Genomic DNA, 21,093 nt, shown 5'->3' on the forward strand with positions numbered 1-21,093 from the left:
GCCAGGTTGCAGCGTTACTGAGCGCCACCCGGCTGCGACAGCTTCTCCATGACCTGCTCGAGGCTGAAACTCGCCGCCTCCTGCCGTGGCGGGAACTCCTGGAATGTCCCCAGGAACTGCCCGACATAGCTCTGCGCCGGCACCAGGAAAAAGACCCTGTCGATCATCCAGTCGTAATAGGTGTTCGACGTCCTGTAGGCGCGTTCGTACGGGTCACGCCGCAGGTTGAAGATCAGGGGCACCCGCAGCGGTGTGAACGGTTCGATCCACGCGCGAAGGGTCGCGTATTCCTTCTGCTCCATGAAGATCAGCTTCCAGTCGTCGTAGCGCAGCGCCGTCAGGTCGCCGTCGTCCGAGAAGTAGAAGATCTCCTTGCGCGGACTCTCGTCGGTCTCCCCTGTCAGAAGCGGCAGGACGTTGTAGCCGTCGAGATGCACCTTGTACTCGCGCCCGATCGCCTGCACGCCGCCTTGCTTCAGCTCCTCCTTGATCTCGGGCCGCCCGGCCGCGGCAAGCAGCGTGGGCATCCAGTCCATGTGATGCACGATCTCGTTGGTGACGGATCCGGCCTCGATCTTGCCCGGCCAGCGGACCATCGAGGGGACGCGCCAGCCGCCTTCCCAGTTGGTGTTCTTCTCGCCGAAGAACGGCGTCGCGGCGGCGTCCGGCCAGGTGTTGTAGTGCGGGCCGTTGTCGGTCGAGTAATGCACGATCGTGTTGTCCGCGATGCCGAGCTCGTCCAAGAGGTCGAGGAGCTGGCCGACATGCATGTCGTGCTCGATCATGCCTGCGGTGTACTCGTCAACCGGGCCGCCGGCGATCTCGTTGGCCCTGGCGCGCATCTCGTCCTTCACATGGGTTCGGAAGTGCATCCGGGTGCCGTTCCACCACACATAGAAGGGCGTGCCCTGCTCGTGGGCGCGCTTGATGAAGTCGACGGCCGCCGCGAGCGTCTCCTCGTCGACGGTCTCCATCCGCTTCCGGGTCAGCGGGCCGGTGTCCTCGATCTCTCCGCCCGCCGACGACCTGATGACGCCGCGGGGACCGAACTTGTCGCGGAAGGTCGAGCCATCAGGCATGACCATGGCGCCCGGGTAATCCTCGTTCTCGGGCTCCTCCTCGGCATTGAGGTGATAGAGGTTGCCGAAGAACTCGTCGAAGCCGTGGTTCGTCGGCAGATGCTCGTCGCGGTCGCCAAGGTGGTTCTTGCCGAACTGGCCGGTCACGTAGCCCTCGGCCTTGAGCAGGCCTGCAATGGTGGGGTCTTCCTCGCGCAGGCCAAGCTCGGCCCCCGGTAGCCCCACCTTGCTGAGCCCGGTGCGGAATACCGACTGCCCGGTGATGTACGATGAGCGGCCGGCCGTGCAGGACTGCTCGCCGTAATAATCGGTGAAAATCATCCCCTCGGCGGCGATCCGGTCGATGTTCGGCGTGCGATAACCCATCATGCCCATCGTGTAGGCGCTGATATTGCTCTGACCGACATCGTCGCCCCAGATGACGAGGATGTTGGGCTTCCCGGTCTGTGCTGCCGCCGGAAGGGCGACGCCGGCGATCACGAGCGCGAGCATCAATTGCACGGCTCGCCGGGCTCTGGACCAGTGCCAGGGCCGTTCAGCGGTGTCGAGCATCGGAAATATCTCCAGGTTGATTTCTACGGCATCCCATCAACCCAACGTAGATGGCACTGGTTGGCGGTCAATGTGCCATTTTGTGACATTTTTTCTCGACCATGGAACCGTCGGCGCCGTGCGGGGTGGCGCCGCGGCACGTCTTGGAGCGACACGAGCGCCCCTTGCCCGGCCTGCGCCGGGCGAGGCGCCATCGCCGTTCGGCACGGTCGTCGGAGCCGCCGATGCCGCGGATCCGCCCAAGACCGGTTCTTCGAAATGGCTGCTACTCAGAACTTGACGGTGAGACCCACCGCCGGGCCGTAGAAGTCAACGTCATACTCTTTCCCATCGTTCGAGTAGTCGATCGAGATGTAGCGAAAGCCTGCCTGACCACTGAACCGCTGGGTGAACGCATAGCTGACCCCGGTGAAGATCTCCCAGCTGAACTGGGAGCCGACGCCGAACCCACCGATATCCGCGAGTGCGTTGAGGGACAGCTTGTCGGTGACCGGCAGGCGCCCCCGCACGCCAATGATCGGGTCGACCCACGACTGGTCACCACTGGCTTTCAAGACAGCCCCGATCGGTCCGCCACCAGTCACCGTGACGTCCGCCGACATGCTGACGTAGCGCGCGCCCGCGAACGCGTCGATATACGCGCCCTCCTTGTCCAGGATCCGGTAGGTCAGCGCGCCGGTGAGGAGGGTCTCCTTCAGCGAAAGCTTGGCGCGGGTGCCCGGAAAGCCACGCGACGTTGCCTCGTCGTTGCTGAGTTTCGCGTAGACAAAATCCAGGATCGCGCCGAAGCGGCCATACTGAACATTGCCTGTCGCCATCACGGTAAAGTCGAGCGCCTCGAGGACGTCGCCGCCCGTCATCGATGCCGACAAGCCGCCGCGTCCGGTGGTCACCGTGGCGTCGGTCCAGGGGAGCCACCCGTAAACCGTGACGCTGCCTGCGAGCTCGGGCTCGGCATGGGCCTGCCCTGCGCTCAGGGAAGTGGCCACAACGCCGACGCAGAAGCTCGCGGCCAGGTGCGCGAGGGTCTTCACGGCGCGATCGGCGCGGGAACCGGTGGAACTTTGCTGCCCGCAATCGCGCAAACCATTCTTTGCCGCCGTCTTGGATCCGGTTTCGTCATGCCGCGCCCACATCACTCCATCCCCCTCGGACTTTGGATACCTTTGCTCTCTTGTTTCCCAGACGCGTCGACGCTTCCCGATCCCGCCCTGTGTCCCCTATGCGCGGCGGCGACCGACGGGCGGGAAAGCGGTCGCGATCTCGATCGCCTGAACCGCTCCGCCGTCGCCGGCCGCTTCACGCGTGCCCACCATGTCGCGGCTCAGCTGCCTTCCAGCGGCGGCAGTTCCGTCGCGAAAAACGGGGGCTTGGTGCGCCAGAGCTCCCCCCCCCGGAAATAGTCGCCGCCGAAGTCATAGAGGCACTTCATGAACGCCTTGTCGAAGTCCTCCTTGGGATCGGGGCAGGGGATCTCGGGCGGGATCCATGTCGCTTCGAAGGTGATCTCGTCGCGCTGGGCGATAGCGAAGAGACGATAGAGGTCGCCCGTCCCACTGCCGCGGATCAACGAGCTCACCGCGGCACCGCCGATGCTGGTGATGCGCGGCTTTACCACCTGGTGTGGCGGCTCGAGGTCGTTGTTGACGATCACCCACAGTCGGCGGTCGATGTTGCGCCCAAGAACGCGGCGCGTCGCTTCGGCGATCGGGATCTCGGGCGACACGAATGTCACCTGCGAGGCTGCTCCGCCATCGACATGCATCTCGTCGTACTTGGTGCCGTCGGGTCCCACCACGTCGATGAAGATCGGCGGGAAGGCGACCGGTATCGCCGCCGAGGCGCGGATGAGCTCGCGAACCAGCCCCAGGGCGCCGGGCTCTCCGGACGCCGCAATGGCGCCGATATCCCAGATCACGGGCCGGCCGGCGTCGAGATTGGTGGTGCCGATGAAGAGCTGGCGCCCCTTGGCGTGCTCGGCCGCGATCCGCTCGAGCAGCTCGGGTGTGACGTATTTGGCGATCACCTTGGCGAGCGGCGTGGTGTCCGCGAGCGCGGTCCCCGAGATCAGCCCCGAGAGAACGGTCTCGCGAACGAGCTGGTCGGTGCTGTACTCCGAATAGATCTCGCGCAGCGTCGCGTCCTCGCCGCTGCCGAGAAACGCGAATGGCGCGATGATGGCGCCGGTGCTGATCCCTGAAACACCCTGGAACATGGGGCGGGTACCGCTCTCGGACCACGCGTTCAGGATGCCAGCGCCGAAGGCGCCCCACTGACCGCCACCCGACAGGGCGAGAAACTCGAGCTTGGGGACTCTGCCGGCCGCGAGTTCGGGCCCGAGTTGCGCCTTGATGACGGGCGCTCGGGCGGCAATGAAAGCGCGGATCTGGTCGTCCGTCAGCGCGTCACCCCAGCTTCGCAAGTTTGGGTGGCCGAAGGGATGGACCTCGTTCACCAGCTTATCAGGCACGGGGTTGCGCGTCAGTGCAGGTGAGCAGCCCGCTGCAACGAGGGGCAGGGCGAGTGCAAGTGCCGCCAGCACGAAGGATCGGCGGGGCTTGCCATGGCGTCCGTCGTCGCACGTCCGAGGCAGGCTGTCTGGCGCGGTAGCGAAGTGATGGGTCTGGTTCCGGGAGGCCGAGTTCATGTCTTAAACCTGTGCGTTGAATTTGGGCGCCGCAAAAATTCCGCCCTGAAGCCGAGAGAGAACGTGCCGGGCAGCGCGCGATGCGAGCCGCCCGTCTGAGTTGAGCGATGTCAGCGATGCCTGACCGATCCGGCGTGGCGCCGCAAAAAGCCGGATGCTGGGTGCGAGTGCACGTGCACGCATCACTTTCCCTCCCGTGTCGAAGATAAACAAAAGGCGGCCGCTCTGTCTCTCGCAATGCTTCGCGGTTCGCGCGACGAGACAGCGCGGAACGCGGCGGCACGCGGCCCGGTTGCATCGCCTTTGCACTCGCGCTCTCCGGGGGCGCCCGGAACCGGCGCTCTCGGCCGCACGTGGCGCGTGCCTCGTGGGCGGCTCCCGCGCGCCTTCCTTGTCGACAGGCTCTCGCTGGCGGGCTGCGCGGCACGAGCCGTAGTTGAATGCGGGAATAGAACCCGGCGGCGGCGCGTTGAGTCTGAAAACCACCAACATGGGAGGAAGTCATGCCAAAGGATCACGAGACGCGTCCGAAGCCTGCCAACCTGCGGGAGTTCTTCGCAAAGGATCCCATTGCAGCGGATCGCGCGTTCTTCGGACGCGAGTCGCATGCCGACCGGCGCGGCTTCCTGAAGGGTGTCGGGCTCGCCACGATGGCGACCATGGTGGGCGCTCATATCCCGTTCCATCGCAACATGCCTGCCGGGCTGGTGCCCGCGGCATTCGCCAGCGAGAACGTCCTCGTCGGCAAGGACGGGCTGACGCTGCTGAATGACCGTCCCGTGAATGCCGAGACACCCCCCGAACTGCTCGATGACCCGATCACACCGACGGCACGGCACTTCATCCGCAACAACGGTCTGCCGCCCGATGACATGGATGCCGGCACGTGGTCGCTGACCATCGACGGGCTTGTCGACAACCCTGCGACCTATTCGATCGCCGATCTGCGCGACAAGTTCGAGGTCGTGACCATGGCGCTCACGATCGAATGCGGTGGCAACGGGCGCGCCTTCTTCGATCCGCCCGCCTCGGGTAACCAGTGGACCTACGGCGCGGTCGCGTGCTCGAACTGGACGGGGGTGCGGCTCAAGGACGTGCTCGAGGCGGCCGGCGTGAAGTCCGGGGTCGTCTACACTGCGCATGAGGGCGCGGACACCCATCTTTCCGGCGACGCCGACAAGCAGCCGATCTCGCGCGGCCTGCCGATCGAGAAGGCGATGACGGACAATATCCTGATCGCCTTCGAGCAGAATGGTGAGGCGCTCCATCCGATGAACGGCGCGCCTCTGCGGCTGGTGGTGCCGGGCTGGCCCGGGTCGTGCTCGCAGAAGTGGCTCAAGCGCGTCTGGCTGCGTGACGTGGTCCATGATGGCCCGAAGATGACCGGGACGTCCTACCGCGTGCCGAACCGGCCCGTTGCGGCCGGCGAGGAAGTCGCGAAGGAGGATTTCGTGATCATCGAGCGGATGCCCGTGAAGTCGCTGATCACGCATCCTGCGAATGGCGCGGACAGCGGCCGGGCGGTCGAGGTCCGTGGGCACGCCTGGTCGGGCGACCGCACGATCACGCAGGTCGACATCTCGCACGATTTCGGCGCGACCTGGATGAAGGCCGAGCTCGACGACCCGGTGAACGATGGCGCGTGGCAAAACTTCCGCGCGAATGTCGAGTTGCCGATGGCGGGTTACTACGAGATCTGGGCGCGGGCGACGGACAGTGCGGGCGTGATGCAGCCCTTTGCCATCGACTGGAACCCGAAGGGCTATCTCAACAACTCGATGCACCGGGTCGGCCTGCGGGTCTCGTGACACAGGATGCTGGAACCAGAACGGGCGCGGCCTTGGGTGGCGCCCGTTTGCATGGTGGAGGTGAGATGAAACGGGAAACCCGATGGGTCGCCGCGGCGCTGAGCGCCGTCGCGCTCGGTCTTTTCTCCGGCACGAGCGCGGCGACCGAGGAGGGTGAGTTCGGCGTGCTGGTCGCGGGCGAGGGGGCTGAGCTGACATATGCCTATTGCGCGGCCTGCCATTCCGAGCGGCTGGTTGCCCAGCAGGGCCTGACAAGGGATCGCTGGGACGCGCTGCTGCAGTGGATGATCGATGAGCAGGGCATGGGTGAACTGGACCCGCCCGATCGCGAACTGATCCTCAACTACCTCGCCGAGAATTACGGGCCCGATCGGCCGAACTACCCGGTCGAGTGACCTGCGCTCAGGCGCAAGGGACGGCGCTGTCTGTCGCCGAGCGGACAGCGATCCGCAAGCCATCGGCCGCGTCGTCACGCAGGCTCTCGGACCGCAGGAGTGCCGTGATCGCTGCGAAGCGGTCGGCATCCATGCCGGCGGCGACGACACGGAAGTCGATGCCTCTCGCCGTCCAGTGCGCGAAGAGTGTATCCGCGGCACGATCGCCACCGCGATCGCCGCCGGCGCGGGCGGCCGTGACCGTCAGCCGGCAGCCGTTGAAACCCCGGTAGTGCATCGCGACCATCTCGTCTGCCGAGGCGCTGAAGGTTCGCACGTCGACCAGGACCAGCCGCGAATCCGAGAGGTCGAAGGCGCGGATGTCGCCGAGTCCCGCCGTCGAGATCGTGCGCGCAGGCGCGCCGTCGTCCAGCGCATAGGCGTTGGCCGAGAATGCCTCGTGGATCTCGGCCGTCCGGTCGGGTGAGGACACGGCCTCGCGGTATGCGCGCGGGCCGACCGTCAGGGCGAGAATGGCGACCGCACCGATCGCGGCAGCGACCGCAACGGCTCGGAAAGGCTTGTGCCTGCCGGCGGTCGCGTCCGCAGCCCCGCGCACCGGGGCCGGGGCGATGAGCGAGAGTCCGGCCTTCACCTGCTGGATCCGGCTAAGTGCCGCGGCATGGCCCGGATCCGTGGCCAGCCGGCGCGCAACCGTGGCCCGCACCTCGGCCGAGCACTCGCCATCGGCATAGGCGTTCAGCGCTTCCCACTCATCGTCACGGATCTGCGTCATCGCGCTGTTTCACTTCCGCTGACGGAGCGGCCGGACATTCGACCCCTCCATGAGTGTCATCATCGCCCGCCGCGCCCGGCTGACACGGCTCATCACGGTGCCGACGGGAATGCCGATCGTCCCCGCCGCTTCTGCATATGAGAAGCCCAGGATGTCAATCAGGCACAGGATCTCACGGTCTCGCCTCGGCAGGCGCTCGAAGGCTTGCCGCACGATGAGCGCCTCGATCGGATCCCCTGCCGTCGCCTGGCCTTCATCGAAGAGACGTCCCTGTTCCCGTGAATATTCCGCGCGAACAAGGTTTTTGCGGTAGCGGTCGATCACCAGGTTGCGCACCACGCGAAATGCCCAGGGACGCAGCTCGGCGCTGCGGCGGGGCACGTTCCGGGCCTGCAGCGCCCGGACGATGGCGTCGTGCACGACGTCCTCGGCCCGCGTCACGTCGCCTGTCAGGCTCACGGCATATGCCACGAGATCAGGTCTCAGTGCCGCAATCGCTCGGGGCTTGCGCAAGGGCCCCCTCCCGTCGACGAACTCCATCCTGACGGAGTGAAGCACACCCGAGGCATGCGCGCAAAACCGATCGTCGGTTTCGCGGTGCCCCGGCTCGGGCAGCGGCAAGCCGCCGCCGCGGCGCTCCCACTTCCATGCGGCAAGATGCGGGCGCAGGCATGCCGGCGGTGGACGCGCAGAAGATCCGGTCAGCCCGAGGTAGCGGCACGTGGGGCGAGTGGCTAGAGTCGGCGCGGCTCAGCTGCCGAGACGGATAGGGAGCGTATCGTGCACGTCATCAGCCTCTTCAACAGCAAGGGCGGCGTCGGAAAGACGGCCACGGCGGTGAACCTTGCCTATCTCGCGGCAAGCTCCGGTCGCAGGGTGCTGATCTGGGATCTGGATCCCCAAGGCGCGACGAGCTTCTACTTCCGCGTCAAGCCCAAGGTGAAGGGAGGCGCGAAGAAGATCGCGAAGGGCAAGAGCGACCTCGACGATCTGATCAAGGACACCGGGATCGAAAACCTCGACCTGATCCCCGCAGACCTTTCCTATCGCGAGTTCGACATCCGGCTGTCAGGTGAAAAGTCGACGGCGCTGAAGAAGATGGTCGCGCCGCTTGAACACGACTACGACTTGGTGTTCTTCGATTGCGCCCCCAGCATGTCGGCGCTGTCCGAGCGGGTCCTGCGCGCGACCGACCTCCTGATGGTGCCTGTCATTCCGACAACGCTGTCGCTCCGGGCATTGGATCAGCTGGAGCGGCTGATCGACGACGTCAAGACGGGCGACCTGACGGTCCGATGGTTCTATTCCATGGTCGATCGCCGGAAGAAGATGCATCGCGAGCTGGTCCTCGGCGCGAAGGGCGCGGCGCGCACGGGAAGCAGCAAGCCGCTCACGTCGAGCATTCCCTATTCTAGCCTCGTGGAGCGCATGGGTGTCGAGCGCCGGCCGGTGGTCGATTTCGCGCCGCGCAGCGCCCCCGCGCTCGCCTTCAGAGATCTCTGGGACGAGGTCGTGCCGCTGGTTTCGAGGTAGCTTTTCGGCCCGGCATCGTGGCACATGCTGCTCGCCTGCAGGTCGGGCGTGACGCAAAGCCCAATTTGACGCTGCATGGGGCTCGCAACCACAGCCTGATATGCGCCCATCGAAATCGACCGAATAAAATCAATAAATAATCAATATAAACTGATTTTTGTTATTTTTAATTATTTTGATAAAATTTATTATGCCATATTCTCGACCTGTATTTTTTCTGTCATCCAAATTTCATCAATATGTGACTACAATTCGCAACCTGTGATTGCATACTCCCGCCGCGCCAACACCTTGTTGCAGCTTGTGAAAATCACAAAACCGTCGGCTGGAGTAACGCATGAAGCCCCTCGATTTCGACATCCCCGGGTTCCTTTCGGCGTCCGGACAGGCAAAGAAGCCTGCGAAGACCTCCACGGTCACCGACCGCGAAGCCTCGACCCTCGGCAATCAACTTTCCACGGTCGCCGACAGCGGCTCCGGCGAGGCCGGCTCCGAGGTGGTGAGCGTCTATGACGGCAAGCTCTACGTGACCAATGGCGCCGAGGACCGGATCGACATTTTCGACGCGGTCTCGGGGGCCTTCATCGACTCGATCGATCTCACGACGATGGAGGGTTATGCGGGCGTCCAGTCGGTCGATGTCAGCGCCGACGGCATCGTTGTCGCCATCGATGTCGACAACGCCGAAATCGCCTCCGAGCCGATGCTCGTCGGCCAGGATGGCTGGACGACCCAGCCGATCTTCACGGTGGGCGGCACGCTCGACAACGGCTATCAGCCGATCGGAATCCTCGATGGCATCGGTGCCATCGAGCTCGATGCGAACACTGTGCGCGTCTACGTCAATCACGAACTCGGCAATGCCGAGGGCACGCCCTACGAGATCAACGGCGTCGAACTCACCGGTGCGCGGATCTCGTATTTCGACATCGACAAGGCGACGATGTCGATCACCGATGGCGGTCTCGCCTACAACGCGATCTACAACCCGGATGGCACGCTGCTCGACGACGTTGGGGACCTGGTCGAGGGCCGCAACGGTCTGGACCGGCTCTGCTCGGGCGCGGTCTTTCAGGCCGATGAATTCGGCGCGGGCAACGGGATCGTGGACACGATCTACTTTGCCGGTGAAGAGACGGGCGGCGTCTTCTCGAATGTCAGCGGCAACGAGTGGGCGCTCGATATCGCCACGGGCGAGCTTTGGGCGGTTCCCGCGATGGGCCGCGGCTCTTGGGAGAACATCACCCAGATCGACACCGGCACGACGACGCATGTCGCCTTCATCCTCGCCGACGACACCGCGCCCTTCGACGCGGATGGCGACGGCGCCGACGAAGCCGCTCCGCTCTTCCTCTATGTCGGCGAGAAGGACGCCTCGGGCGACTTCCTCGAGCGCAACGGCCTGAAGGACGGCAAGCTCTATGTCTGGGTCGCCGACAGCGGCGACACGGTGCCCTCCGAGTTCAACGGCAACAGCGAAAGCCGCACCGGAACCTGGGTCGAGATAGACAACACCCCCGATTTGTCCCAGGCGTCGGAAGACGGGTCGACCGGCTACGACGAATACGGCTATCCGACGCAGAAAACCTTGTGGACGCGTGCCGAGGCCGCCGGTGCCTTCGGGTTCTCGCGGCCCGAGGACGTGTCGACCAACCCCGCGGACGGCTCCGAGATCGTGCTCGCCTCGACGGGCGTGAGCTCCTACGACGGCGGCGCCGATACCGTCGGCACGCTCTACACGGTGCAGACGTCGTTCGACGCGTCCGGCAACCCGATCTCGGGCACGACGACGATCATCTATGATGGCGACGCCGATCCGTCGCAGACCCTCCGCTCGCCCGACAACCTCGACTGGGCAGATGACGGCAAGATCTACGTCCAGGAAGACCGGGCCGTGGACGGCATCTTCGGGGATGGCGCGGTCAACCCGGCCGGTGCCGGTGTCGTTGTGGTCGACCCGTTGACCGGTGACGCCACCCGCATCGCCGAGATCGACCAGACCGCCGTCTCGCCGCTCGGCGCGGTCGACGAGAACGTCGGCGCCGACGGAACCGGCTCGATCGACATTGGCGACTGGGAGAGCTCAGGCATCCTCGATGTCTCGTCACTGTTCGGCTATCCGGCGGGCTCGCTGTTCCTCGTCGACGTGCAGGCGCACAGCCTCGATGATCAGGACCGTTTTCCGTCGACCGAGGGGACCATTGCCGGGCTTCTTACGGACGGCCAGCTCAAGGAGGGCGGACAGCTTCTGTTCCTCGCAGCGCCGGGTGTCGAGATCGAGGTGCAGAACCCGATCGATCCGGAATACGCGCAGAACGGCCTCGTTGCCCGGTTCGACCTCGACGGCAACCTGATCGACACGGTCGAGGTCGGCAACCTGCCGGACATGGTGACCTACTCGAATGACGGCACGATGATCTTCGTCGCCAACGAGGGCGAGGCGCAGGACGTGCTCGACCCGAAGGGCTCGATCTCGATCATCGATGTCGCGACGGGGGATGCCGAAACCTTCTATTTCGACGAGTTCGACGCACAGGTCGACGCCTTGCGCGACGCGGGCGTCCGGATCTTCCCGGACTGGCTCCCCTCGATCGATTTCGAGCCCGAATACATCGCCGAAGGCGCCGACGGGAAGCTCTACGTGACGCTCCAGGAGGCCAACGCCGTCGCGGTGTTCGATCTCGACTCGAAGTTCTGGGAGCGTATCATCCCGCTGGGCACGTCCGAGCACTCGGCCGAGGGCTTCGGGATCGACCCGTCCGACAGGGATGACGCCATCGCGATCCAGAACGTCCCGGTCGAGGGCCTCCGCATGCCCGACGCCATCGCCACGGTCGAAATCGATGGCGAGGTGTACTTCCTTACCGCAAACGAAGGCGACAGCCGCGACTTCGACGAGGCGCGAGGCGAGGACCTGGTCGACGGCGACCTCTCGAACGGCGAGTTCGACGCCGCCGAGTTCCCCGAGATCGCCCTGATGCTCGAGGACGAGACGCTGCTCGGGCGGCTCAACTTCTCGAACATCGATGGCGACACGGATGGCGACGGCCTGATCGAGGAACTCCACTCGTTCGGGTCGCGCTCGTTCACGATCTTCGACGCGGATGGCAACGTGGTCTTCGACTCGGGCGACGACTTCGAAAGCGTCATCGCGGCGAACCGCGTGCCGAACGCGTTCAACAATGACGGGTTCCCCTCGGACGAACCCGGGGTGATCGACGAGAACCGCTCGGACAACAAGGGCCCCGAGCCCGAGGCGATCGCGGTCGGCAAGGTCGGTGACGCAACCTTCGCGTTCATCGGGCTCGAGCGTGACGGCGGGATCATGATCTACGACATCTCTGACCCGTCGAACCCGGCTTTTGTCGACTACATCGACAGCTCGGTCGACGGAAACATTGCGCCCGAGGTGATCCGCTTCATCCCGGCGGACGAGAGCCCCAGCGGCCTCGCGCAGATCGCGGTGTCCTACGAGATCTCGGGCACGACCGCGGTCTACGATCTCGAGCTCGGCAAGGCGATCATCGGCACGACCAAGGGTGACGAGCTTTCCGGTGGGCTCGGCGACGATGACATCGACGGCGGCAATGGTCGCGACCTGATCCTCGGCGGTGCCGGTGACGACGAGATCGACGGCGGCAATGGCAAGGACAAGCTTGCCGGCGGCACCGGGAACGACGTCATCCACGGTGGCAATGGTGCCGACTGGATCCATGGCGGCCAGGGTGATGACGAGCTCGATGGCGGCCGGGGACCGGACACCTTCTTCTTCGATCTCGGTGACGGGCAGGACACGATCGTCGCGCTCCAGCGCAACGACAAGATCGACCTGTCCTCCACTGGCCTGTCGTTCGGTGAGCTGGTGATCAGCGATCTTGGCGGCGGAGCCTTCGAGGTCGCCTACGGTGCCTCGGACACGATCCACGTCACGCTGGCGATGGGGAACGCGACGCTCGACGAGGCCGATTTCGTCCTCTGAGACCGCCGATCTGAAAAAGTGATGCGGCCCGGCGCGGGCCGCATCCGCATGTCATCGCGCGCACTGCCGGGACGGCTCGATCACCAACGAGGATGCTGGTGCGCCGCCGTGCGACAAGTCTTCCGCGAACCTTAGGCAAGCATGGACCAAGCGCGTGCCCCGCGTGGCGATCCGCTTCGCTTGCCCCGCCGACGGTGAGAGTATAATGAGCGGAGACCCTGATGGGCCGGCATAGCTCAGCTGGTAGAGCACGTGATTTGTAATCTCGGGGTCGGGGGTTCGAGTCCCTCTGCCGGCACCACCACTCACGCCAACACGCTGAAACATCTCGACTTCCGCTGGAGCCGGTCAGGCGCAGGAGTGGCGCGTGGCGGGTGGTCAGGCGAACTCGCCCTGAACGTGCCAGGCCGGCCAGTTGGCCTGGGGCGTGTGAAACAGCCACAGGCGCGGGCCCTCGGCCGTTTCGACCCGCCAGTAGTCGCGGGCGCCGCCGCGCCAGGCGGGATCGTCCCACCACCATTCCGGAGCGATCCTCTCCGGCCCCGTCGCACGGAGTGTCGCGAGCGTCCGGCCACGCCAGCGGAAGCGCGCGGGCGGGTGGATGGGCGCGCTCTGCCCGGGATCGAGTTCGGTCACCGGCTCAGGCGGGAACAGGGTGATCGGGCGCGCCGCATGCTCCCGGCCGTTCGGATCGTGCCGCGGCTGCCAGTCTCCCGGCCCGGACCAGGCGGCGGCGGCCATGATGAAAGCCCGCTCGGGGATGTGGCTTTCGGCCGGGAGAAGCCGGATCACCGCTTCGAAGCCAATGCGGTTGCCGACCCGTGCGATCAGATCGGCCAGTCGGTCGTCCTCGGTTGCGCGCCGCTGCCCCTGCGTCGGGGCGCCGCCATGCAGGGCTGCGCCGGTTTGCGCGGGGGGCAGCGCCTCGGCTTCGATCGCCTCGAGCCGGAGGGCATCGATGCCGAAACCTGCCTCGATCGCCTCGACTTTCGGCTGGAACAGCGCCCGCAGCCGCATCGGATCGCGCATGGGACGGGCAAGGCGGATCATCGCGGTCTGGTCGGCGCCATCGACCCGCCGCGCGCTGAGGCGCATTGCCCGTGCGCCTCTCTGCTCTCTTTCCAGATGGTGGCAGACCCGCTCGAGCAGGCGCTCGAGCCCTGCCATCACGTCCGACACCAGGCCGATCGGCTCGGGTAGCGTGAGACGTGCGGCGAAGACCGGCGTGGCGCGCAGGGCCGTGACCGGTTCGGGCTCGATGCCCAGCGCCTGATCGAGTCGACGCATCGTCTCGACCCCGAAGCGCCGCGCCAGGGCGCCCCGGGGCACGCCGGCCACGTCGCCGATCGTCCGCAGTCCCGTGGCGGCCAGCGCCTCTGCCGTCGCGGGTTCGAGCCGAAGTGCCGAAACGGGCAGGGGGCCGAGCGCGGCCCGGACCTGGCCGCGAGGCACGACGACGGCGCGCTCGCGGCCGAAATGGGCAAGCGCCCAGGCGGCGCCGCGATTGTCGGCCATTGCAGCGCGGGCGCTGAGGCCCTGCTTTCCAAGCCCGGTGAGCAGACCCGACAGCATGTCGGCCTCGCCACCGAAGAGATGCGCAACGCCGGTCGCATCGAGCAGCAGTGCGCCTGCGCCCGGCTCGGCCGTGTCGAGCCCGACAGTTGGCGAGAATCGCCCTGCCCAGCGCACCAGTGCCCGTCGGAAATCGGCAAGACGCTCGGGCTCGGCTGGCCGGGTCGCGAGACCGGGGCAGATCGCCCGGGCGTCGGTCAGCACCATGCCCGCGGCGAGCTCCGCCGCTGCCGCCGCGCGGTTCACCGAAACCAGGCGCAGCGTCCCCGCTTCCTGGGCGGTGACCGCGAAAGGCTGCCCGGCATCCGCCTGACCGTCATGCCTGAGGCGGCATTCGGCGCCCAGATGCGGAAGCGCGACCGAGATGATGCGCCGTCGGGGCATGGCGCTCAGGCGTGATGCGCCCGCCCGGCATGCGGCTGCCGATGCGAGGTCGCGGGTCCTGTCGCGGTGGCTCGCGTCCCGGCGCCATCGTTGGCGTGCCGCCCGAGCGTGACCTCCCAGCTTCCAGTCCGGCCGTGCTTCGACTTGATCCGCATCCATCGGTGCGGTGCTGTCCCGCCCGGGGCAGGGGCGGGCATTGGCATGGCATGCCAGCGGCTCTCGGCCGCGTTCGTGGCGAGGCCCCCTTCCGGCACGAGGCAGAGCCCGATGCAGCCCCCGGTGCCGGCGGCGAGTTGGAGACGGCGGCTCTGGGTCAGGTCCGCGGCAAGCTCGAGCTCTGCCACCACCAGGGGGGCGGCACCGGACCGCAGCGCTTCCTCCATGATCTGCAAGACCGCGATCCGGTTCATCGGTCGCACGAGGATCAGGCGGGCAGGGTCGAAATGTGCGGCGAGCCCGCGCGGGCACAACATCTCGCGCATTCTCGTCTCGATGAGCCAGAGCACCGGGCCCTCGACCCTTCCCGCGGTTTCGGCGGCGAAAGCCCGTCGTCCCGGACCCGTCGCCTCGTGCATCCGCCCGGTTCTCAGCGCCGCCTCGTGCGGCAGTTGGCCGGAGGGCAAGGGGCGAGGGATCACCGCTGTGGCGGGGACTTCCAGCATTTGCGAAAGGGCGGTGCGCATGATGTTCAATCAAGTTTGTTCACTTAATGTTCTTATCTCGATTCGACCCCGACGGTCCAGAGCAGGTGAAACCCTCGAGGTCTGGATGTGGCCGGCCGGCGGCTCAGCCCACGCCGTGGCCCGCTTGCAAGTCGGAGGCGGGTTCCCTCGCGTCGGCCGCCTGCATCCCGGTCGCAGGCTCACGCGCCGTTTCTGCCTCGCGCCGCTTTTCGCCCGCAAGCAGCGCTGCCATCAGCAGGGGGGCGAGCAGGAAGTTCATGTCTGAAAGAAAAAGTCCGGTGTCATGCGGGAGCAGCAGGTCGGCGAAGGTCACCGCCAACGCAAGGCCAAGAACCAGCATCTCGCCAGGGAAGAAACCTGCACTCCTCGCATGCCGGATCTGGAACAGCGCTCCGATATAAAGCGTGAGGATGTCGTAATCGAGCACGCGCGGCGCAATCGCAATGCTGGCATAAGCGATCAGCGCGGCCTGCACATCTGGCGCCATGGAAGGTGATCGCATCCCGCATACCAAGAACCACATGGTCCCAACCGACAGGACAGCCTGCGCTCCCACTGCCGGGATCAGATCGAAGCCCGCAAGGCGCAGCCGACCATAGAGCGACGCATAGAGATGCCACTTGTTACCAGAATCGGTAAAGACCGTCGCCGTGTGACCAAGCGAGTCGAAGAACGCCACCCAGGTTCCCGCGCCGAGAAGAAGGATAGAAACTCCTGCAAGTGCGGCAATCGTCAGGGCCGAGACAGCCAGCATGCGCCATTTGCCGGTGGCAGCCAGAGCGATCGGAAAAGCAATGACGAGATGAGGCTTGAGCGCGGCAAACCCCAGCGCTACCCCTGCCGCAACGGGTCGGCGGTCAAGGTTCAGAAGCGTCAGGCCAATGAGGGCCGCGATCAGGAAGCCGGTCTGTCCGTTGACCACGAGCATCAGAAACGGGGCCGGGATCATTGCTGCAAGCAGGGGCGTTCGGCCCGGCATGATGCGGTTGACGACGCCGAGGTAAAAGCTCAGCGTCAAGATGACCCAGAACGCATGGGCCGCGAAGGGTGGCAGCAGGCCGAATGGCGTAACAAGAACCTGAAAGACTGGAGGATAGTGCCACGGCATGACGCCCGTGAAACTGCCACCCAGTGCCGCTTCCTCGACGGCGCGATGCGCCTCCCAGTCATACGCGAGCGACGGTTGACCATTGAGCGTCATCGACGCCGCGGCCCAGAACGCCGTGAAATCGAGCACATGGCGAAAGTCCGGCCCCCAGTTCAGCGCCAGCACGATGATGAAAAATGCCGTACCCACCAGCACCAGAGTGCAGCCGAAGAGTGCCAAGGCGTAAAGTCTGCGGTCCGTCGGCCAGACGGGGCGCAGCACGGCGCGCGCCATGATGCGCAGGTTCGCATTGCGCGGGCCGGTCACGCGCAGCCGTCTCCTTCTCGAGCGGCGGTGGGTCGACGGCGGAACACCAACGCCTGCTGAACGGCGAAGTTCACCAGAGGCATAACGACGACCATCAGAGCCACGCCGACCCAATAGCTCGCACCGAGGATATCGAGCGCGAACAGCATAAGCCCCTGACTGCCCAGAAGCGAAGAAACCGCGACCACGATGAATCGCAGCAACGTCTCGCCGTGCGGGTGCACCGAACCGAAGCTCCAGTAATAATGGCCCAGATATGACACAGGTACCGCTACCATAAAGGCAGCAATGTTGGCGAAGCGTGGGTCGATGCCTGCCAACTCGATGAGCCCAGAAAGTACCAGCACATGTGTGGCTGTTGCTGCCACGCCGACGACCCCGAACCGGATGAGCCGCGCGGCCTGCACGACAAACCGGGTTGGCAGGGGGGGGCGTGGCACGGCCACGACGAGCGACGTCACATTGCCTGGCCGGTACCGCTCGCCAAGAGCAAGGGCAGCCAGCATCATCGGCGGGATGACGCCATTGATCGAGACATACGAAGTCAACTGGGTGAATGGCAGACCGAAATCGAGCCAGGAGATGAACATCGCCAGCAGGAGGACCGTGCGTTCGCCCGCGAAAAAGCCGCGAACCTTTGCGTGGCGGATCTGGAAGAGAGCGCCCAGAAAGATGATCAACAGGTCGTAATCCATCACCCGAGGGGATGCGGCGATCATTCCGTATGCGAGCAGCGAACTCTTCGCATCAAGCGAAAGTCTAGGATCACGAAACCCCTTGATGAGCACGATTCCGGCGAAGAGTGATACGACGACCTGCGTCACCATCGAGGGCCCGAAACCGACGCCTGCATTGCGCAATGCACCCGAGGTTGAGGCGTAGAAGTGGAAGACCTCCAGCGAGCGGAAATAGCTGGTGGCATGTGAGACGCCCTTCGGGAAAGCGGTCCACGTATCGATCCCAAGGATGGCGAGCGATAGGGCGCAGAAGACAGTAGCTGTGATAAGCGCAGAAACAATGACGGTCCAGCGTCTGTCTGCAATCGCCGCCAAAAGGCCTGCTACGACTAGTTGCGGCTTGATACACATCAGTCCGAATGCAACCCCCGCGATCACTGGGCGCCGCTGCCACAGCAGAAGCCCCACCCCCACGATCGCGGCCGTAAGAAACCCCGCTTGGCCGCTGACGAAGAGAAACAGGACGGGCGATGGCGCGAGTGCGGCATAGAGGGTACCGCGGCCGGGCAAGATGCGCCATGCCACGGCGAGATAAAGGCCACAGGTGACGAGGCACCAGACGATCTTTGCGACCATCATCGGCATCATCCCAAGCGGTATAACAATGAGTTGAAATACCGGTGGATAGATCCAGGGCATGTCTGCAAGACCCGAAAGTCGGGCGGCTTCTTCTTGCAGCTGCATCGTCGTTTCTAGATCGTAAGCCAGAGCAGGGGTCCCTTGGAGCGTAAGCGCCGACGTTGCCCAGAAGACTGCAAAATCCAGATGCATACCGTCGCCACGCGGGGTCTGGAACGACTGCATGAACTGGATCGCCATGATCAAGAGGATGTTGACGACAGCCGCTGCGAACGCGAGCCAGTAAACCCGGCGGTCAGTCAGCCACGCGCCCGTCAAGAAACGGTTCAGAGGGCGAGGCCTTGCGGCGATGCTTGGTGCAGCCGATTTCGGCATGCACTTCGCGGCTTCTGCGTCGTCGGTTCCGGCGTCTATTGTCGGGGCGTCAGTCTTCATGATCCTCCAGCCCCCAAGCCGCGCGAACCAGATAAAGCGGGCGCTGCTTTGTTTCGATCAGGATCCTCCCGATGTATTCGCCGAGGATGCCGAGCGACACGAGTTGGATACCTCCGATGAAGAGCACCGCGGTCAGGATCGACGCATAGCCAGGCACATCGGCACCGAAGATGATCGTGCGCAGAACGATGAAGCTCGCATAGACCATGGCGATGAAGGCGACCGAGAAGCCCAGATAGCTCCAGACCCTGAGGGGAAGGGTCGAGAAGGCCGTGATCCCATCGAGCGCGAAGTTCCACAGCGACCAGAACCGGAACTTGCTCTCGCCCGCAACGCGGTCGGTGTGCTCATAAGGGATCATCTCCGCGCGGAAGCCCACCCAGGCAAAAAGCCCTTTCATGAACCGGTTCCGCTCCGGCAGCCGGCGCAAGGCATGGATCACCGCACGGTCCATCAACCGAAAGTCGCCGGCTTCCGGCGGGATAGGCCGTTCGGCTATCTTGTTGAAGACGCGATAGAACGCGCCGCTCACGAAGCCGCGGGCGGCTGAGTCGTGTGATCGGTCGGAACGCATCGCCGCGACGACATCGACGCCTTCGCGCCATCTCGCGATCATCTCTCCCATGAGCTCGGGGGGATGCTGAAGATCGGCGTCGATCGTGACCACGGCATCTCCGGTCGCGTGATCGATGCCGGCCGAGAGCGCTGCCTCCTTCCCGAAATTTCGAGCGAAGCAGATGAGTTTCACCCGTGGCTCGGCCCGTCGCCGGGCAAGAACCCGCGCCGCCGTCGCATCACGGCTGCCGTCATCAATGCAGATGACTTCGAAGTCGTCCGTCCACGTGCTCAGCAGGGGAAGAATTCGGTCGAGGAAGGCGTCGACCGCCTCGGCCTCGTTGAACATCGGGACAATCACGCTCAGGCGGAAGGGGGCGGGCCGCGCAACCGGGTCGCCCTCGGGCACGGTCTCGTGCTTGCCGTCACTGATCTCGCGCTGATCCATCGCCCTTCTGCGCCAACCGCCGTGCGCTGAAGCCACGGCCATCCGTAAACACGGTCGCAGCGGTGACGCGGGTTCGCAACACCGTAGCACCACCCATCCTTGACGGTATCCCGTGCGAATGTGGCGAACATGAGGGCGGCGCGGTCACTTCCGCGCGTTTCAGTCCCGTGGAAACAGGTTTTCCCATGCACGCTCGAGGAAATCGGGGCGCAGCTGCGGCGCCACGCCCTCGAAGGCGCAGATCGACAGCGTCTGATCGATCAGGAACCGCGGGTGGAACGCCTGGTACGTCCTGCCGTGCCGGGCGTAGAGCTCGACCATCACGAAGGCCAGGATCTCCTCCGTCAGCGCGATGCCCATGCGGCGCGCCGTCTGTAGGAAGATCCTGACGAAAGTTTCCTCGTCGGGGCTGTCGACGAGGATCTTGTATCGCAAGCGCCGCAGCGCCGCGTCATCGACGAGGTTCGAGGGCGCGATGTTGGTCGAAAAGATCACGAGGCTGTCGAACGGCGCCTCGAACTTCCGCCCGGTTTGCAGCGCGAGATAATCCATCCCGTTCTCGAGCGGGATGATGAGGCGGTTGATCAGTTCCTGCGGATGCTGGCGCTGACGGCCGAAATCATCGATCAGCAGAACGCCGCCCGCGGCCTTCATCTGCATCGGGGCTTCGTAGACCCGGCTCACCGGGCTGTAGCTCAGGTCGAGCATGTCGAGGGTGAGTTCGCCGCCGGCAACGATGCGCGGGCGCAGGCAGCGGACATAGCGCGCATCCGCCTCGGCTCGGCGGCGCAGGCCCTCGGTGGCGCTCTCCTCCTCCACCACCGCATGCACCGCGGGATCGAAGACCGTGATGATCTGGCGGTCGACCTCGACCGCATGAGGCAACCAGACCGTGTTGCCGAACGCGCGCGTGATCGCCTCGGCGATCGAGGATTTGCCATTGCCCGGAGGGCCGTAGAGAAGCATCGAGGCCCCGGAGTTGGCCGCGGGCCCAAGCTTGCTGACCAGTGCGGGTGCCAATGTCAGGCGCGAGAACACCCGCTCGAGCGCCGGGCGCAGCAGGGTCTCGCCGCGGATCGACTGGGTGGCGACCTGGGCCGCGAAGGCGATCATCGGCACCGGTGCCGGACCGGCATATTCACTCTGCGCCAGAGCCTCGAGCGCCCATTCCCGCCCCTTGCCCGTCAGCGCGTATCGCATTTCCGCGGTCATCCGCGCGCCCAGCTGGCCAAGCGGCTCGATCAGCTTGCGCTCGCGCGCAATTGCGATCAGGTCGTCCACAACCTTGACCGGCAGACAAAGGGCGCGAGCGAGATCCGATGGTCTTTCGAGCGCGTGACGGTAGATGACCTTGCAAAGGTGATCGACAAGGAAGTTCGGATCGAGCCCGGTGTCGTCGATGCTGTTGGGCGCCGCGGGCGGGCGCGGCGCTTGCGGCGGCAGCGCCCCGTCGAGGAGGAAGGCGTCGGCGTCGGCACCCTGCGCGGCAAGGGGCGAAGCGGTGGCTGTCATGCGCGC

The 21,093-nt window shown here is 65.3% G+C and carries 15 protein-coding genes and 1 tRNA gene; 5 read left to right on the forward strand and 11 right to left on the reverse strand.

Going from position 1 to position 21,093, the window contains the following annotated elements; genetic code table 11:
- Window positions 1–14: 14 nt before the first annotated feature.
- From H0I76_RS10300 to H0I76_RS10310, 3 genes are all read right to left on the reverse strand, one after another.
- Complete coding sequence (locus H0I76_RS10300; protein WP_200610056.1) at window positions 15–1,571, reverse strand: arylsulfatase; 1,557 nt, start codon at window positions 1,569–1,571, stop codon at window positions 15–17.
- A gap of 329 nt (window positions 1,572–1,900) precedes the next feature.
- Complete coding sequence (locus H0I76_RS10305; protein ID WP_200609787.1) at window positions 1,901–2,767, reverse strand: porin family protein; 867 nt, start codon at window positions 2,765–2,767, stop codon at window positions 1,901–1,903.
- Window positions 2,768–2,955: 188 nt separating this feature from the next.
- On the reverse strand, window positions 2,956–4,278 hold the full coding sequence (locus H0I76_RS10310; protein ID WP_200609788.1) for a patatin-like phospholipase family protein: 1,323 nt from the start codon (window positions 4,276–4,278) through the stop codon (window positions 2,956–2,958).
- A gap of 503 nt (window positions 4,279–4,781) precedes the next feature.
- Here H0I76_RS10310 and H0I76_RS10315 point away from each other — a divergent pair.
- Window positions 4,782–6,086: a sulfite oxidase gene (locus H0I76_RS10315; protein WP_200609789.1), complete on the forward strand. Its 1,305-nt coding sequence runs from the start codon at window positions 4,782–4,784 to the stop codon at window positions 6,084–6,086.
- 65 nt (window positions 6,087–6,151) lie between these two features.
- A complete protein-coding gene (locus H0I76_RS10320; RefSeq protein ID WP_200609790.1) occupies window positions 6,152–6,481 on the forward strand; it encodes an aldehyde dehydrogenase in 330 nt (109 codons plus the stop codon).
- 7 nt (window positions 6,482–6,488) lie between these two features.
- Here the strand turns inward: H0I76_RS10320 and H0I76_RS10325 are convergent, their stop codons facing one another.
- Together H0I76_RS10325 and H0I76_RS10330 are read right to left on the reverse strand one after the other, a co-directional pair.
- Window positions 6,489–7,256, reverse strand: a complete 768-nt coding sequence (locus H0I76_RS10325; RefSeq protein ID WP_200609791.1) for a hypothetical protein — start codon at window positions 7,254–7,256, stop codon at window positions 6,489–6,491.
- Window positions 7,257–7,265: 9 nt separating this feature from the next.
- A complete protein-coding gene (locus H0I76_RS10330; RefSeq protein ID WP_234455252.1) occupies window positions 7,266–7,769 on the reverse strand; it encodes a sigma-70 family RNA polymerase sigma factor in 504 nt (167 codons plus the stop codon).
- Between the two features lie 267 nt (window positions 7,770–8,036).
- Here H0I76_RS10330 and H0I76_RS10335 point away from each other — a divergent pair, with 267 nt between their 5' ends.
- From H0I76_RS10335 to H0I76_RS10345, 3 genes are all read left to right on the forward strand, one after another.
- Window positions 8,037–8,789, forward strand: coding sequence for a ParA family protein (locus H0I76_RS10335; protein WP_200609792.1), 753 nt, complete (start codon window positions 8,037–8,039; stop codon window positions 8,787–8,789).
- Window positions 8,790–9,126: 337 nt separating this feature from the next.
- Window positions 9,127–12,768, forward strand: a complete 3,642-nt coding sequence (locus H0I76_RS10340; RefSeq protein ID WP_200609793.1) for a choice-of-anchor I family protein — start codon at window positions 9,127–9,129, stop codon at window positions 12,766–12,768.
- Between the two features lie 225 nt (window positions 12,769–12,993).
- Window positions 12,994–13,069: transfer RNA gene (locus tag H0I76_RS10345), tRNA-Thr, on the forward strand.
- 77 nt (window positions 13,070–13,146) lie between these two features.
- Here the strand turns inward: H0I76_RS10345 and H0I76_RS10350 are convergent.
- The 6 genes from H0I76_RS10350 to H0I76_RS10375 all read right to left on the reverse strand — a co-directional run bounded on the left by H0I76_RS10350 (window position 13,147) and on the right by H0I76_RS10375 (window position 21,087).
- Window positions 13,147–14,724: a Y-family DNA polymerase gene (locus tag H0I76_RS10350; RefSeq protein ID WP_200609794.1), complete on the reverse strand. Its 1,578-nt coding sequence runs from the start codon at window positions 14,722–14,724 to the stop codon at window positions 13,147–13,149.
- A 5-nt stretch (window positions 14,725–14,729) separates the two neighbouring features.
- Window positions 14,730–15,299: an ImuA family protein gene (locus tag H0I76_RS10355; protein ID WP_200609795.1), complete on the reverse strand. Its 570-nt coding sequence runs from the start codon at window positions 15,297–15,299 to the stop codon at window positions 14,730–14,732.
- 211 nt (window positions 15,300–15,510) lie between these two features.
- Window positions 15,511–16,821: a glycosyltransferase family 87 protein gene (locus H0I76_RS10360; protein ID WP_200609796.1), complete on the reverse strand. Its 1,311-nt coding sequence runs from the start codon at window positions 16,819–16,821 to the stop codon at window positions 15,511–15,513.
- Window positions 16,818–18,572 carry a glycosyltransferase 87 family protein gene (locus H0I76_RS10365; RefSeq protein ID WP_200609797.1) on the reverse strand — a complete coding sequence of 585 codons (1,755 nt, stop codon included), beginning with the start codon at window positions 18,570–18,572 and terminating at the stop codon, window positions 16,818–16,820. Before H0I76_RS10365 ends, H0I76_RS10360 begins: the two co-directional genes overlap by 4 nt.
- Window positions 18,562–19,575, reverse strand: a complete 1,014-nt coding sequence (locus tag H0I76_RS10370) for a glycosyltransferase family 2 protein (RefSeq protein ID WP_200609798.1) — start codon at window positions 19,573–19,575, stop codon at window positions 18,562–18,564. The genes H0I76_RS10365 and H0I76_RS10370 overlap by 11 nt, the downstream gene beginning before the upstream one ends.
- 159 nt (window positions 19,576–19,734) lie before the next feature.
- Complete coding sequence (locus H0I76_RS10375) at window positions 19,735–21,087, reverse strand: AAA family ATPase (RefSeq protein ID WP_200609799.1); 1,353 nt, start codon at window positions 21,085–21,087, stop codon at window positions 19,735–19,737.
- Between the last annotated feature and the right edge of the window lie 6 nt (window positions 21,088–21,093).

This window comes from Thermohalobaculum xanthum, assembly GCF_016623495.1.
GTDB lineage: Bacteria > Pseudomonadota > Alphaproteobacteria > Rhodobacterales > Rhodobacteraceae > Thermohalobaculum > Thermohalobaculum xanthum.

Excerpts from the sequence above, each read along its gene's own strand:
- H0I76_RS10340 (WP_200609793.1), top strand. The coding sequence starts at position 9,127 with ATGAAGCCCCTCGATTTCGACATCCCCGGGTTCCTTTCGGCGTCCGGA.
- H0I76_RS10310 (WP_200609788.1), bottom strand. The coding sequence starts at position 4,278 with ATGAACTCGGCCTCCCGGAACCAGACCCATCACTTCGCTACCGCGCCA.
- H0I76_RS10300 (WP_200610056.1), bottom strand. The coding sequence starts at position 1,571 with ATGCTCGCGCTCGTGATCGCCGGCGTCGCCCTTCCGGCGGCAGCACAG.
- H0I76_RS10375 (WP_200609799.1), bottom strand. The coding sequence starts at position 21,087 with ATGACAGCCACCGCTTCGCCCCTTGCCGCGCAGGGTGCCGACGCCGAC.
- H0I76_RS10320 (WP_200609790.1), top strand. The coding sequence starts at position 6,152 with ATGAAACGGGAAACCCGATGGGTCGCCGCGGCGCTGAGCGCCGTCGCG.
- H0I76_RS10315 (WP_200609789.1), top strand. The coding sequence starts at position 4,782 with ATGCCAAAGGATCACGAGACGCGTCCGAAGCCTGCCAACCTGCGGGAG.
- H0I76_RS10325 (WP_200609791.1), bottom strand. The coding sequence starts at position 7,256 with ATGACGCAGATCCGTGACGATGAGTGGGAAGCGCTGAACGCCTATGCC.
- H0I76_RS10355 (WP_200609795.1), bottom strand. The coding sequence starts at position 15,299 with ATGCACGAGGCGACGGGTCCGGGACGACGGGCTTTCGCCGCCGAAACC.
- H0I76_RS10305 (WP_200609787.1), bottom strand. The coding sequence starts at position 2,767 with ATGTGGGCGCGGCATGACGAAACCGGATCCAAGACGGCGGCAAAGAAT.
- H0I76_RS10350 (WP_200609794.1), bottom strand. The coding sequence starts at position 14,724 with ATGCCCCGACGGCGCATCATCTCGGTCGCGCTTCCGCATCTGGGCGCC.
- H0I76_RS10365 (WP_200609797.1), bottom strand. The coding sequence starts at position 18,572 with ATGAAGACTGACGCCCCGACAATAGACGCCGGAACCGACGACGCAGAA.
- H0I76_RS10370 (WP_200609798.1), bottom strand. The coding sequence starts at position 19,575 with ATGGATCAGCGCGAGATCAGTGACGGCAAGCACGAGACCGTGCCCGAG.